At 61.2% G+C, this 13,911-nt stretch carries 12 protein-coding genes; 3 read left to right on the forward strand and 9 right to left on the reverse strand.

Annotation, left to right across the window (positions count from 1 at the left end; all coding sequences use genetic code 11):
* Position 1 precedes the first annotated feature (1 nt).
* From H3V53_RS00100 to H3V53_RS00125, 6 genes are all read right to left on the reverse strand, one after another.
* Positions 2–802 (reverse strand): MBL fold metallo-hydrolase, encoded by an 801-nt coding sequence (locus H3V53_RS00100; RefSeq protein ID WP_054922348.1) that lies wholly within the window; start codon positions 800–802, stop codon positions 2–4.
* A gap of 66 nt (positions 803–868) precedes the next feature.
* A complete protein-coding gene (locus H3V53_RS00105) occupies positions 869–2,281 on the reverse strand; it encodes an MFS transporter (RefSeq protein WP_336596148.1) in 1,413 nt (470 codons plus the stop codon).
* Between the two features lie 984 nt (positions 2,282–3,265).
* Positions 3,266–4,930: an alkaline phosphatase family protein gene (locus tag H3V53_RS00110; protein WP_419539375.1), complete on the reverse strand. Its 1,665-nt coding sequence runs from the start codon at positions 4,928–4,930 to the stop codon at positions 3,266–3,268.
* 204 nt (positions 4,931–5,134) lie between these two features.
* A complete protein-coding gene (locus H3V53_RS00115) occupies positions 5,135–6,151 on the reverse strand; it encodes an aldo/keto reductase (RefSeq protein ID WP_336596150.1) in 1,017 nt (338 codons plus the stop codon).
* Positions 6,152–6,231: 80 nt separating this feature from the next.
* Positions 6,232–7,098, reverse strand: a complete 867-nt coding sequence (locus H3V53_RS00120) for an NmrA family NAD(P)-binding protein (protein ID WP_336596151.1) — start codon at positions 7,096–7,098, stop codon at positions 6,232–6,234.
* Positions 7,099–7,160: 62 nt separating this feature from the next.
* Positions 7,161–8,474, reverse strand: a complete 1,314-nt coding sequence (locus tag H3V53_RS00125; RefSeq protein WP_336596152.1) for a serine hydrolase domain-containing protein — start codon at positions 8,472–8,474, stop codon at positions 7,161–7,163.
* A 215-nt stretch (positions 8,475–8,689) separates the two neighbouring features.
* Between H3V53_RS00125 and H3V53_RS00130 the strand changes: the two genes are divergently transcribed.
* A complete protein-coding gene (locus H3V53_RS00130; RefSeq protein WP_336596153.1) occupies positions 8,690–9,628 on the forward strand; it encodes a LysR family transcriptional regulator in 939 nt (312 codons plus the stop codon).
* Positions 9,629–9,643: 15 nt separating this feature from the next.
* On the opposite strand, the gene H3V53_RS00135 is transcribed toward H3V53_RS00130, so the two are convergent.
* The 3 genes from H3V53_RS00135 to H3V53_RS00145 form a co-directional block, all read right to left on the reverse strand.
* Positions 9,644–10,816, reverse strand: coding sequence for a monovalent cation:proton antiporter-2 (CPA2) family protein (locus H3V53_RS00135; RefSeq protein WP_336596154.1), 1,173 nt, complete (start codon positions 10,814–10,816; stop codon positions 9,644–9,646).
* Between the two features lie 57 nt (positions 10,817–10,873).
* Complete coding sequence (locus H3V53_RS00140) at positions 10,874–11,299, reverse strand: hypothetical protein (protein WP_336596396.1); 426 nt, start codon at positions 11,297–11,299, stop codon at positions 10,874–10,876.
* 85 nt (positions 11,300–11,384) lie between these two features.
* Positions 11,385–11,972 carry a hypothetical protein gene (locus tag H3V53_RS00145; protein WP_336596155.1) on the reverse strand — a complete coding sequence of 196 codons (588 nt, stop codon included), beginning with the start codon at positions 11,970–11,972 and terminating at the stop codon, positions 11,385–11,387.
* Between the two features lie 266 nt (positions 11,973–12,238).
* Between H3V53_RS00145 and H3V53_RS00150 the strand changes: the two genes are divergently transcribed.
* Complete coding sequence (locus H3V53_RS00150) at positions 12,239–12,556, forward strand: BON domain-containing protein (RefSeq protein WP_419539391.1); 318 nt, start codon at positions 12,239–12,241, stop codon at positions 12,554–12,556.
* Positions 12,557–12,832: 276 nt separating this feature from the next.
* Positions 12,833–13,909: an LLM class flavin-dependent oxidoreductase gene (locus H3V53_RS00155; protein WP_336596157.1), complete on the forward strand. Its 1,077-nt coding sequence runs from the start codon at positions 12,833–12,835 to the stop codon at positions 13,907–13,909.
* The last annotated feature ends 2 nt before the right edge of the window (positions 13,910–13,911 follow it).

Genomic DNA, 13,911 nt, shown 5'->3' on the forward strand with positions numbered 1-13,911 from the left:
CTCAGCGCGCCTGGGCGTCGAGCCGCACGATCCAGCCTTCCGTCTCGCGGTCATGGGACGGATAGCGCGTCAGCACGGCGGGATCATGGCCGGGAATGACGTGCTCGGGAGAACTCGCGAGCCGATGCGCGGCCTCATAACCTTCGAGCATGTCGCCGACGTTGTAGACGACGGGAAACGGCCGGTGCTCCTGCATGTTCGCGTAGAAATGCGATGCGTCCGACGCGAGCACGACCCAGCCGCGCGCGGTATGCACGCGCACGACCTGCAGGCCGTTCGTGTGTCCGCCGACCCAATGCACGCTCAGCCCCGGCGTGATGTCCGATGCACCGTCATGAAACTGCACGCGCCCTTCGAACAGACGGCCGACCATCGACTTCACGTCTTCCGGCTCGAACGGATGACTCAACGCGTGATGACACATGCAACGCCCCGTGCAGTACGCCATCTCGCGGTCCTGAAGGTGATAACGCGCGCGCGGAAACAGCGAATGATTGCCTGCGTGGTCGTAGTGCATGTGCGTGATGATGACGTCTTCGACATCGTTCGCGCGAATGCCAATCTGCTGCAGCCCGCGCTCCACCGTGTTCGTGATCGTGCGCCCGCGCTTGTCGGCCATGGCCTGATCGAAGCCCGTATCGACGATGAAGGTGCGCGACTCGCCCACGACGGCCCATACGAAGTAATCGAGCGGCATCGGCACATCGTGCGAATCGCCGCCGATGAAGTTGTCGCGCGAACGGCGTTCGAAATGTGCGTACTTGACTGCGTAGATCCGGTAGTTCTCAACGGGCGATGACATGTCTCGAGTGTCCTGTTTGATGGTGTCCGATGATCGCGACGGCTTCATGTCCGCGTGCGCGGCGCTTTATTTCACCGCCGCTGTCGCGCCGCGTTCGATGGCTTGCGCGCCCGCGGTATCGGCGTCGGCATCGGCGGCAATCGATTCGAGCGAGCGCTGCTTCGTTTCCGCACCCAGCACGCCGACGATCAGCGCCTGGATCAACAACGTGCCGACGATCAGCGTCAGCACGCCCGCAATGCCGAAGCGCGTGAACGAAGCCGCCACCGCGTACGGCACGCCGATGCTGACCGCGCGGCCCACCGTGTTCGCGAGACCCGAGCCGCGCAGACGCAGTTCCGTCGGGAACAGTTCGGGCACATACGTCGCGACGCTGAACGACGACAGCACATAGATGCAGCTCGTGATCGCGAAGCCGAGCGCCGTGATCGCGACCGCCGACTGCGCGAACGGGTACGCCACGCCGAATGCCGCGCATATCAGCGAAAACAATACGATGCCCCACTTCCGGCCGACGCGCTCGGCGAGCAGGAACGCAATCAGCGAGCCGATCGGACCGCCCGCGAACATCACGGCTGTCAGACCGAGCGAGTTCGACACGCTGTGGCCCTGCTTGACGAGGAAAGTCGGAATCCAGCTGACAAAAGCATAGTTCACGGTGAACAGCGCGACGAGCACGGTGATGGCCGTGATCGTGCGCGTCAGCAGACGGCGCGAGAACAGATCGCCGAGCCGGCCTGTGTCGTTCGCATAGAACTCGCGCGTGGACGTTTCAGGCGCTGACGGCTGCGTCCGGGGCGCCGCGCCGCCGCAGGCCGTCTCGATGCGCTCGACGATCGCCGTCGCCTCGTCGTTGCGTCCGCGCGAGGCGAGCCAGCGCGGCGACTCCGGCATCGATTTGCGCAGGAACCACACGAACAGCGCGCCGCACCCTGCAATCGCGAACATCCAGCGCCAGCCATATTGCGGAACGATCAGCCAGCCGAGGAAGGTCGACAGAAACAGCGACGTGTTGATGATCAGATTCAGGATCGTGCCGAAGCGGCCGCGCCAGTCGGCGGGAATGAATTCGCTCAGCGTGCCGTAGCCGACCACGATCTCCGCGCCCATGCCGACACCCATCACCAGACGGAAGAAGATCAGCCAGTAAATCGACGGCGCCAGTGCGGCGGCGATCGACGCAAAGCCATAGATGCCGAGGTTGAACTGATAGCAGAAGCGGCGCCCGAAGCGGTCGCCGAGCAGGCCCGAGAGCCACGCGCCCGTCATCATGCCGATGAACGTCACGGACACGAACGTCGCGTTCAGGCCGAGCGTGGATTCGCCGCTGTGGATCATCGCGGCGAGCACGGTGCCGGCGATATAGATATCGAACGAATCGAAATACATGCCGGCCGCGATCAGCCCCAGCAGACGCCAATGGAAGCCCGACAGCGGAAGTCTGTCGAGACGCGCTCCGATACCGGCTTCCATCTGCATGCTGATGTCTCCGTGGTGTTGATTTTGTGTCGCTAGTGCGCCCGGCGTTCAGCGAGCCGGTTCGTGAGACGGATTATATTCCTGTCATACAATCCGTCAAGAAGACGATTAGCGGATGTTTCCGGTCAAGGGTGTTCGCGCGCGATATTTCGCGATCTGAGCCCTTGCCGCGCCCATGCCGCGCTCGCGCACCGCCTCGGCCCGCGCGCGTTCCAGATGCGGGGCGTGGTGGGCCGTCCGGCTTGACGCCGTGCGTTTATCGCCGAATCATTTCGTCTGAAGGAATGGATGCGCGCCGGCCTGGTGAGTACGGGCGCAGCCTGATCTACAGAGCCGCCAGGAACAGCTGAGCGCGGTGCGTGGCTTTGTGATCGATAACTGCTGTGCGGTGTTGCCGTGTCTCGAACCTGGCGCGGGCTCGAGCAAATGCCAGGCGGATGCCATCGCGTATGGGTTGGCCGCTCGCGTCTTCGCCGTTGGTCGCGTGGAGCATCACATGACGGGAGTCATCCGACACTGGATCGACGCCGAGGTCGTGATTTCACAGCGGTTCTGATCGGCGAATCCGACAACCGACCGAATCGCGAAAGCAAAGAAATTGAACTGGCGCTGACCGCGGGCATAGGCTCAGATCATGTGGATCTCAAAGCTCCCGCAGTGCGCCGTCAAAGTTGCAGAAGAGACATTTCTGCCAACATCAGCGTTGCCGAACACGTGGGTCACGATGCGCTCTTCCCTCGTGCGCAACTATCTTTCGGCTCACCAGTTTGCTGTGAACGGCGGGCGTCATTCTGTGCCCATGCAACGACCTCCGACGCCACAACCATTGAATTTCAACGTCGGCAGGTCGATGCCGGGATTTTTCTGTTGAACAACCGGCGAAGCCACGCCCGCTCTGAAAGCGTCGCCCGCGTCTTCGACGTGCACGCGAAGCGCAGTTTGCGATTCTTCCGCGCCTATGCAGGCGGACGCGGAGTTGGCCGGTCAGTCCTTCTCGTTCAGATCGGGCAAAGGCCTCGTCCCTTCCGCACGCACCGATAGCAGCAATTGCGGATCGAGACCGAGCGCGCGCAAGATAGTCGGCGCAACCTGCGTAGTGCTGACGCGGCGATTCACATGACGCTCGTGATGGTGCCCGTCAGGGTACGAGACAATAAGGCCAAGGTGGCTGTCATCGGGCGCATTGCCTCCGTGCTCTTCGTCCTTCTTCTTGCTCGACGTGTAGATCACGCCCAGGTTGGGTTGCACGATGATATCCGGCGTACGTCCAAGCGCCGGATCTCCAAACGTTGCCGCCAGCTTCTGCCCGGACAGGATGTACGCCTGCGGACCGTCTGCGCAGATACCAGGCGCATTGCAACTCAGGTTTGCCTTGAGCGTGGCGACCGCATCCTGCACCTGACTCTGATCCCGAAGCCAGATCAGGCCGACATCGTCGGTCTGTACAAGACCTGTTCCGACAAGGCCTGTCCCGTCGTTGAGATTGCCTGACGCTGTGCTGGCCTGACCGAACCGTCCGTTCGGGTCTAGATAGTTATTCGCTTCGAGCAGCGCGGTCAGTGTGTCACCGTTCTTGACCAGTTTGGTGTGATCGGTCGGCGACTGACCGTGCTTGGCCGTCACGACGACCATCGTTGACCCCGCGAGATTGCGCGACTTCAACGCATCGACCATTTTTCCGAGCGCGTTGTCAACGTAGCCGATCGCGTCCGATACTTGCCTGCCCGGCGTGAAGCTCGCGTCGAGGTAGCCGCCACCGGATGCGACAGGTGCTTTCTGTGCGACGCTCAACGTCTGGAAGTTCGTACCGAACAGCGTCGGCACATCGGCACTTTGCTTGCCGGTGGAGTCCTTGCCGTCGATCTCGTTGATGATCGACTGGACATGCAGATTATCGAACTGCTCGGTATGCGTGTAGACGTCGGTATAGTCGGTGCCAGTCGCAGCGTCAATGGAATTGATCTCGGTGCGCGAAAGATCGTCCACGCCCTTGCCTGACGGACCATTCAGCCAGTCATAGCCCCATGCATGCTTGTCCGCCCACGCCGTGCGCGCGCCGTGGACGCGTTGCTTGACTACTTCGAAGATCGTGTTGGTTTTCACGTAATTGTGCGGATAAACAGGCACACACGCACCGTCGATCTTCGCGTGCGGAATGGCTTGCGGATTGAAGGCGCCACCTCCGTCCAGATGGGTGAGCGCACCGCCATTCTCTGCGTCGATGCCAGTCGTTTCGTCGAACACGACATTCCAGCCCTGCTTGCCCGAGCATGACGTGTCGCTCGGCGCGTAAAGCGTGCGGTCGTATGAGACGTCATAGAACAGCCCCGCCGTCTTCGGGGAACCACCCGTCACCATCGCGGCCAGGCCAGGGAACGAATCGGAAAGTCCGGGCGTATAGGCGTTGGAATACGTCACGCCGCTTCTTGCGAGCAATGCCATATTCGGACACGTATTTGCAGCAATACACCGCGCGATATCTTGCTGATGGAGTCCGTCCACACTGATAAGAAGTACATGACGGATTTCGTTGTCGTTCGCGCTGTGATGCTGATCTTGCGCGTTGCCTTCGCCAGCGTAAGCCGCTATCGGAACTGCGAAAGCTGCTAATCCAAGACTTGCCATCACCTGTCTCATGAGACGATTCATTTTTTAACCTCACCGATGTGTTGTTATCGAGCTTCTGTTATTCCAGCGAGGTACTGTGCGGACTCAATGCTTCGTCAATATGACCTTCCGCTTTCGTTTAACCAAACATTTGCCAATGAGAATCACATTGGATACGGCGCGGCACTTCGCGCCAGCGAACACAGGAACCACGCGGCAAAATCTGTACCGTCCCATTGTTGCTCACTAGAGAACGCGGTCCCGATCATGAAAATGTTGCATCCAGTGCGGATACGGCACTGGCGTCGCAGACACCTTATCGAGGCGCGCGAGCTGTTCCGAGCTCAGCAGAAGGTTTTGCGCATCGAGATTTGCCGCGAGCTGCTCAGGCGTGCGAGCTCCGACGATGACAGAAGTAATCTGTGCGCGCGCGAGTAACCACGCCAATGCGACTTGCGCTGGCGTAGCCGCCAGTTCGTTGGCCACCTCACGCAATACCTCAAGGATCGGCTCGGCCTTCACCGTATCAACGGGCGGAAAGTCGAGTTTCGTACGACGCCCGGCAGTATCGCCCGTCTGCGCGTACTTGCCGCTCAGGTAACCACCTGCGAGCGGACTCCAGACCAGCAGGCCGAGCTTGTTTGTCGCGGCGACAGGCATGATTTCGTGCTCGACGTCGCGACTCGTCAGCGAATAGTGAACCTGATTGCTCGCAAGATATATGCGATCGGTGCGGGCGGTGATGCCGAACGCTCGCTCGATATCAGCAGCGCTGAAATTGCATACGCCGACGTGACGTACCTTGCCCTGTGTGACGAGGTCATCGAGCACACGAAGCGTTTCATCGAGCGGCACAAGTGCGTCGCGATCATGCAGTTGGAACAGGTCGATATGGTCGCGGCCGATCCTCTTCAAGCCTGTTTCCACCGTGCGCATGATATGCGAGCGGCCCAAGCCCACGTCGTTATGGCGGGAGCCGGTGCGCAGCCGGACCTTGGTCGCGACGAGCATCCGGCTTTCGTCGAGGCCCAGCGCGCTTAGCACCTGCCCTACAATTTCTTCGGAGGCGCCCTGCGAGTAAGCGTCCGCCGTGTCGATCAGGTTGACGCCGCGCTCCACGGCCATCGCGACCAGCCGGGCGGCCTGACGGCTGTCCAGTCCGGCAATGTTGCCCCAGATGCCCGAGCCGGCACCGAACGTCATGGCGCCCAGGCTCAGCCGCGAGACGCGCAGGCCGGTCCTACCTAGTGTGCTGTATTCCATCGTGTATCCATTGTGTGTACGGCAACGTGATGCAATGGCCGGGCGACGCGCAGTTGCCCGCGTCGGCCGACCGGTCCCGTTCAGGCGGGACGTGACACAAGCTCGCCCAGAACCGTATCAAGCTCGACATCACCGCGGACTATTTCGTCTGGATGCCTTTCGAAATCGATCCAACCTTCGTTGAATCCATCCAGCATGCGCATCCGTGGCAGCGGATGTTTCATGCCCTGTGAGCGGAACAGCGCTTCCCAGGTCTGCCTGTCGACAACCTCGGCGCGGACCTGGCGATCGAGCACGCGAGCGAAACTCGACGCGAGATCGTTGGGCGATACCCGGCGCGGGCCTTCGAGCTCGACGATGCGCACGCCGCTCCACGTCTGCTGCAGAAGTTCGGCCGCAACTCGCCCGACGTCTGCCGTAGCGACCATCGGCACCGGCTTGTCGAGCGGCTGCAGGTAACTGGCGATCACACCATCGTCACGCGCGGACGCGACGTCCCATGCCGCGTTCTCCATGAACCAGCCCGGCCGCAGAAATGTGACCGGCATCGGCATCTCGCGCAACGCCTGCTCCATCAACGTGCGCTGCGTGAGCAGATTGCTTTCGTCCGCCTGGGCCCCGATCGTCGACAGGCAAACCACTCTATCGGGCCTTGCCTTCACAATCGCGCTCGACACGGCGTCGATCACCGCCCGCGCCTCGGGAAATCCAGGCTCCGGATCGAACTCGGAAGGCGGCAGGATGAAAACGCCTTTTGCGCCTTCGAACGCGGCGGTGAGCGACGCAGCGTCTTCCATGCGAGCCGTCGCGAGTTCGCAGCCGCGCTCCGCCCACGGACCTGCCCGTTTGACGTCGCGCACAACGGCACGCACCGGTTGACCTGCAGCGAGAAGCCGGCGGGCCACTGCGCCGCCGACCTTGCCCGTGATTCCTGTAATCGCAAACATTGCTCATTCTCCTTACATGGGTAAATAAAGTGGCCCGCGCCGAAGCAGCGGCCGCGAGGCGTTCAGGCGCGCTGCAGACCGTCGTAAAACGCCCGTTCGAACTGCCCGTAGAGATTCACCACGCGGGCATCGTAGAAAGGCAGCATCTGCGTAAAAAGCGATCCGGCGACGCGCTTGACGGGGTCGATCCAGAAGTACGTGTTCAGCAGCCCCGCCCAGCTCGCGCTGCCCGCACTGCGTCCATGCGGTCCGGGCTCTGTGTTGATGTCAAACGACAATCCCCACTTGTGCGCCGCGCCTGGAAACTGATCGAAGCTGTTCGACCACGACGGTTGAGCCGTCTCCATTTCGGTAACCTGCAGATCGCCGATGTGGTTACGGAACATCATCGCGACTGTGTCGGCACGCAGCACGCGCTCGCCGCGATACGTGCCGCTGCTCAACAGCATCTGCAGGAACGCCATGTAGTCGCGCGGCGTACTGAACAGTCCACCACCGCCCATGAAGAACTCAGGCCGCTGGTTGATCTCGAACGGCTCGGGCGCCAGTGACCCATCTCCCTGACGCCTGTGCAGGGTGGCGACGCGCTGTTTCTGTGCGCTGCCGATCAGGAAGCCCGTGTTGCGCATGCCCAGCGGTTCGAAGATGTGCTCGCGGAAGTAGACCTCCAGCGACTGGTCCGTCACCGCTTCGACCAGCTTGCCGATCCAGTCCATGCTGATGCCGTACTCCCAGCGTTCACCGGGCTCGAATTCGAGCGGCGCTGCGAATGCGCCGTTCATCGAATAGCCGATGTCGGGCATGCCCGTCGCCTTCTCGTACTGGCTGAGCCTCTCGCTCCAGATGCTGTATGTGAAGCCAGAGGTGTGCGTCAGCAGATGACGCACGGTGATCGCGTTGCGCGCGGGGCGCAGCTTCGGCTGCCCCGAAGCGTCGAACCCGTCGAGAATCCGGGGAGCCTTCAACTGCGGGAGGAATTCGCCAACCGGTTGATCCAGTCGCAGCCTGCCCTGTTCGACGAGTTGCATGCACGCGGTGGCAGTAATCGCCTTGGTCATCGACAGGAGCCAGAAGATCGTGTCAGGACCGATGGCCTCCTGGCTATGAACATTCGCCCGACCGCGCGCTCCCTCGTACACGAGCCCGCGCTCCGTTGCACCCATGGCGACAACACCCGCTACCGTGCCGTCGTCGACTGCCCTTTGCAGGCATTGATCGATTGGCGTGTAGGCGGGGTGATGGATCAGCGCCGCGTCTCCGATTGAACGGCGTGGCGCCGCCTGTGTATTACGGCTTGCGAACCCGCCAAGCGTCGCGACGGCTAGCAGGCTCGACGCGTCCTTCAGAAGCTGACGACGGTTCAGTCGAGCAGTCATTTGTCGTTCCTCTGCGAATGAATGATGTTTCGGTGAGATGCATTCTGCGCAAATGCCGCTCGAAACGAAATGACAGGGGTGGCATTAGATAAGTGACACAAAGTCACTAATCAGGCATGATCCAAAAATGTATGCGGCACGGCTGTCCGGTGCGATGACGCTGTGCTGTTCTCAAGTCGATCGCTTGCGATCCATCACCCCTTTTACGCGCGACCATGAAATCCAGTAGCGAGAAGCTCTCTGGCGGCATTAGCGTATTCGCTGCGGTAGTCGATGCAGGGACGTTTGCCGCCGCTTCCGAAGTGTTGGGAATGTCGCCGCCAGGCGTCAGTCGGGCGATTGCGAGGCTGGAAAAGAAACTGAAGATCCGGCTCTTCAACCGGACGACACGCTCTGTCTCGCTGACAGAAGAAGGCCGCCGTTTTTACGAGCAGGTCATGCCCCACCTCGCAGGGCTGGAGGAAGCCGCCGCTGCCGCGGCAGGCGACGCGTCGGATGTGCGCGGAAAGTTGAGAGTCAATCTGGACCCGGTTTTCTACCGGACCATTCTCGGGCAAAGGCTCGATGAGTTCATGGACGCGCACCCCGACCTCGAAATCGAGTTCATTGCGCGAGACAGTCTGGGCGACCTCGTCATGGACGGCTTCGACCTCGCATTACGATTCGGCGAGCCCAGGACATCCACCCTGGTCGCGCGAAAACTGCTCGATAGTGGCATTGTGACGGTCGCGGCGCCATCGTATATCGCCCGTTGGGGACGCCCGACCAAACCCGAAGAACTTGAAAGCGGAAAGCACAGATGTCTGGAATTTCGCAATCCGGAGACGGGCAAGCCGTTTCTCTGGGAATTCCATCGCAGGCGAAAACGCATCCTCGTCGACACCCGAGGTCGCCTCACGGTCAACGATCCCGGCGCGCTTCTCAATGCATGTCTCGCCGGTTCAGGGATTGCACAGATGCTGCTGCTTGGTGCCGAGTATCTGATTGACGAGGGTCGATTGGTCAATCTGTTTCCCGAATGGTCAGACGAGCGGTATCCCTTTTACGCCTACTACCCGTCGCGGCATCACATGCCCGCAAAGACGAGAGCTTTTCTTGACTTCGTTATCGAACTGGTCAGTCCGTACGTTCATCGCACAGTCCGTACCCGCTGATCGATCTGCATGCAGCTATCCAGGCTCACGACTTGCAAAAGGCTGCACGAGTCGGCGGTGAACCAGCAACAGCAGTGGTGTAGAGACCATCGACAGCGCGACCACCAGCGTAACGAGCGACGACTGTCGCTGATCGATGACGCGTGCTGCCAATGAGGCGGCCATCACCACAAAAGCGAACTCGCCACCTTGCGACAACAGGATTGCAAAGTAGCCGCGCTCCGATGCCGGCACGCCAAATCTGCTTGCAAGGAACCACTGCGCAAGCGACTTGATCCCCACTACGGCCACCACAAGGACGGCGACGCGCAACGGCTCGCGCATCAGCACGCCGAAGTCGATCGACGTGCCCACTGCGATGAAAAACAGACCCAGCAGCAATCCCTTGAACGGTGCCATGTCGACTTCGACCTGGTGGCGGTAATCCGAATCGGCGAGCAGTACACCTGCGAGAAAAGCGCCCAACGACATCGACAGATGGACGCTTTCCATCAGCAGCGCGATGCCGATGATCCAAAGCAGCGCAAACGCGGTGAAAATTTCCGGGATCCCAATGCTGGTGATCAACCTGAGCACGATCTGCAACAGGTATCGGCCGACCAGCGCCACCACGACCAGCATACCGAGCGCCTTCAGCGCGATGAGCCAGCCCGGCTCCGCTGCGGCGACGGGCACGGCCGGTCCGAGCAGCGGCAGCAGCGCAATCAGCGGAATCGCCGCCATATCCTGGAACAGCAGAATGCCGAACCCGGCGTGGCCCGTCGGCATGTCCATCAGCTTGCGCTGCTGAAGCTCCGACATCACCATTGCCGTCGACGACAACGAAAGCGCGAGCCCGCCCGCCAACGCAATCCGCCAGGGCAGTCCCAGCACCATGAAAATCAACGACAGCGCGGCGGCGCATACGGTCATCTGCATCGTGCCGTAGCCGAAAATGGTGCGGCGCATTGCCCATAGCGTGTCGACGCGCATTTCGAGTCCGATCACGAACATCATCAGCACGATGCCCAACTCGGAGAAATGAAGGATCGCGTCCACATCGGTCACGAAGCCCAGTGCCCAAGGTCCGATCATGATGCCCGCCACGAGATAGCCAAGCACCGAGCCAAAGCCGAGGCGAACCGTCAATGGCACGGCGATGAGCGCCGCCGCGAGAAAGATGACCACGTCGATGAGTAGCTTTGTCACGCACTGACCTCCCGCAAAGACCTTCGACCCGCGCCTTCCCGTTTCGCGTGCCCGCGTTCAGCGCCCCATCCGCCTGTCATAGCTGCGCGAAATGCGATCGAGCAGTGCCGGATCGCGCGCATTTTTCGAATCGAACTGTACGACGACACTGCCATCGGCTTGCTGCCGCACGCTCGCCTGCACGACGCCACCGTCGATTCCGCCGACAATCGTGCCGGTTCCGGGATCTTGCACGGAAATCGCAAGGCCTTCGTCCTGCATCGCACCCGCTGCGGCGGCGAAAGACCGATTGAAGCTCGCGGGTGTGGTGACGACGGTGCCAGCAGGCACCGCGTAGTAGGGACAACCCTCCATGAACAGCAGCGATCCGCAAGCGGCCATCAGCAACAGGCGCCGGAAAGCGACACCCGCGCCCGATTCCCGCTTGCCTCGAACCGGCTTGCTCCTGACGGCAGGAAACCGACTTGTTGCCCGTAGCATCATCACGATTTACCTCGACTTGACACGGGTCTGCGCACTGCTCGCCGTCCGCGTCAGCAGGCGTCACGCGATCTTTCCGGACAGCCTGCTATTGCGTCGCGCCAGGCGTGACGGTGATCGCCACGGCTTCGGTGTAGACGACCTGGACCTGATCGCCCTTGTGGACGTTTTTCATCTGCTCCGGGTCCTCGACATGCACGTCGACGAGGTTGCCATGAGGTCCCTTCAGCGTGACCGTCTTCGCCTTCGGGTCGACCGCGATGACATCGGCCATCACCGTGATCTCCCGGCCGATCGTGCCGCCCGGTTTGGCACCCGGCTCCGCGCGCTTTTCAATCAGCCGCTGTGTCGCCGAGCGCGGACCGTTGGTTTTCGACAAGCTGATCGACATCGCTTCCTGATATTCGGTCGTGACGATATCGCCGACCTTGAGTTGGTCGAAATTGCGCGCTTCTTCACCGACCTGCAACTCGATCATCTTGCCTTTTTTGTCCTTGAGCGTGACGGTGCGGGTGTCCGGCTCGATCGCGACGATCGTGGCCGTCACCTTGGACGTCCCGACAACGGTGGCACTGCCCGGTGCTTTCATGACATCGACTGATGTTTGCGGCTGCGCAAATGCAGGGCACGCCGCCATCAGGACAGCCATTGCGATAACGATGCGACTCGCTTTCATTTCCGCCCTCATAGTCAGATTGGAGAAATCGGCACCGATCATGCGCGCGCATCCACACAGTGCCCAAGGCCAGTGCTCTCGCCCTTAGTCTAGGCACTGCCTGTTAAGGCGAGTATTGGACTTTGGTCCCATACAACACGCAGGTTTTTCCTCCCCGCAAGACGCTTTATTAAAAGCAAAACGTTGGCTATCCTCGATTCACCGGCGCGTTCAATCGAGCCATGGAGGTAATCGTGAAAACATTTGCCATCGCCAGTGCGCTCCTGATGGGATACGTGACGGTGACGCCGAACGCATACGCGCAAGCCGCCAACTCCATGCCGATGGCGTCAGGTCCGGTTGCCACTTCCGGTACGGCGACACCCTCGGACAAAACGCTGGCTCGCGATGTACGCAAGGCGTTATCGAAAGCGCCCAACTTCAGCGTGTCGAACGTATTCGTCAGGGCGCGCGGCGGCGTCGTGACGTTGTCCGGCAGTGTGCCGGACGGGAATCAGATTCAGCAGGCCACAGAAGTGGCAACGGGCGTACCGGGTGTCAAGTCGGTGAGTAACCATCTGACGATTTATACGAAAGGCTACTAGTACTTCAGGGACCGTGTCCGGTTGTACTGGCCGTTTTCAGCCGCGGTCGCTAGCGCGGCATCTTCCCGCGGGTCTTTCCGGCGCAACTGCCCGGCACGCGTTGACATCGGCGCATGTCACGTCACGTCTAACATGCGCATCCGATATCTTTATCTGAATTTACTATTTAAATTCTGCATAACGCGGTGATAGCCTGATTTCGACCCGTAGACGCCGAGCGCGTCTGCTTTCACATCTCAACGTCCGTCGAAGCGGAACATCCGGCAAGGAGCCAACGTGAGCGTCGAATTCATCGGCATGATTCAGCAGCGCAAGGTATCGGAAACGCATCTTCCTGAAGGCCCCGCGATCGATACCGATTACGTGCGCACCCTCGCTCAGGCCCACGAAAACGCGGGCTTTGACCGCATCCTCGTGCCGCACAGTTCGACCAGCCCCGATGCGACGATCACGATAGCCTACGCCGCGAGCGTGACCTCGCGCGTGCATTTCATGCTCGCGCATCGTCCCGGCTTCGTTGCGCCGACACTGGCCGCGCGCCAACTGGCGACGCTGGATCATTTCTCGGGCGGACGACTCGCCGTGCACTTCATCTCCGGTGGCAGCGACGAGGATCAACGCCGCGACGGCGACTTTCTGGCACACGACGAACGCTACGCCCGCACCGACGAGTACCTGCAGATTCTGCGGCGCGTCTGGACAGAGAACGCACCGTTCGATCACGAAGGCCGTTTTTATCGCTTCGAAAAGGCCTTTTCCGACGTGAAGCCGAAGCAGACACCGCATGTGCCGATCTACTTCGGCGGTGCGTCCGGGGCGGCCCTTGCCGTCGCGGGCAAGCATGCCGACGTCTACGCATTGTGGGGCGAATCGAAACAGCAGGTGGCGGAACTGATCGCACGCGTGCGCGGCGAAGCGGCGAAACATGGACGCACCGTGCGTTTCTCCGTGTCGTTCCGTCCGATCCTCGCCGCGACCGAAAAGGCGGCATGGGAGCGCGCCGGGCATATTCTTGAAGAGACGCGGCGTCTGCGCGTCGAACAGGGCTTCTCGCGCGGCGGCCCGCAGCAGAGCGAAGGCGCAAAGCGCCTGCTTGCGGCAGCGGGAGACGGCGTGCGCGCCGACGACCGCTTGTGGACGGCAGTCGCCAAAGAGATCGGCGGACGCTCGAATTCGACGGCGCTGGTCGGCACGCCCGCACAGGTCGCGCAAACGCTCTCCGAGTATTACGACATCGGCGTGACGACGTTCCTCGTGCGCGGCTTCGATCCCCTCGAAGATGCAATCGACTACGGCCGCGAACTGATTCCCGCGACGCGCGAGCTGACGGCACGCGCGCGGCGCGCCGCCTGAGA

This window comes from Paraburkholderia bengalensis (assembly GCF_037126505.1).
GTDB classification, from domain to species: domain Bacteria; phylum Pseudomonadota; class Gammaproteobacteria; order Burkholderiales; family Burkholderiaceae; genus Paraburkholderia; species Paraburkholderia bengalensis.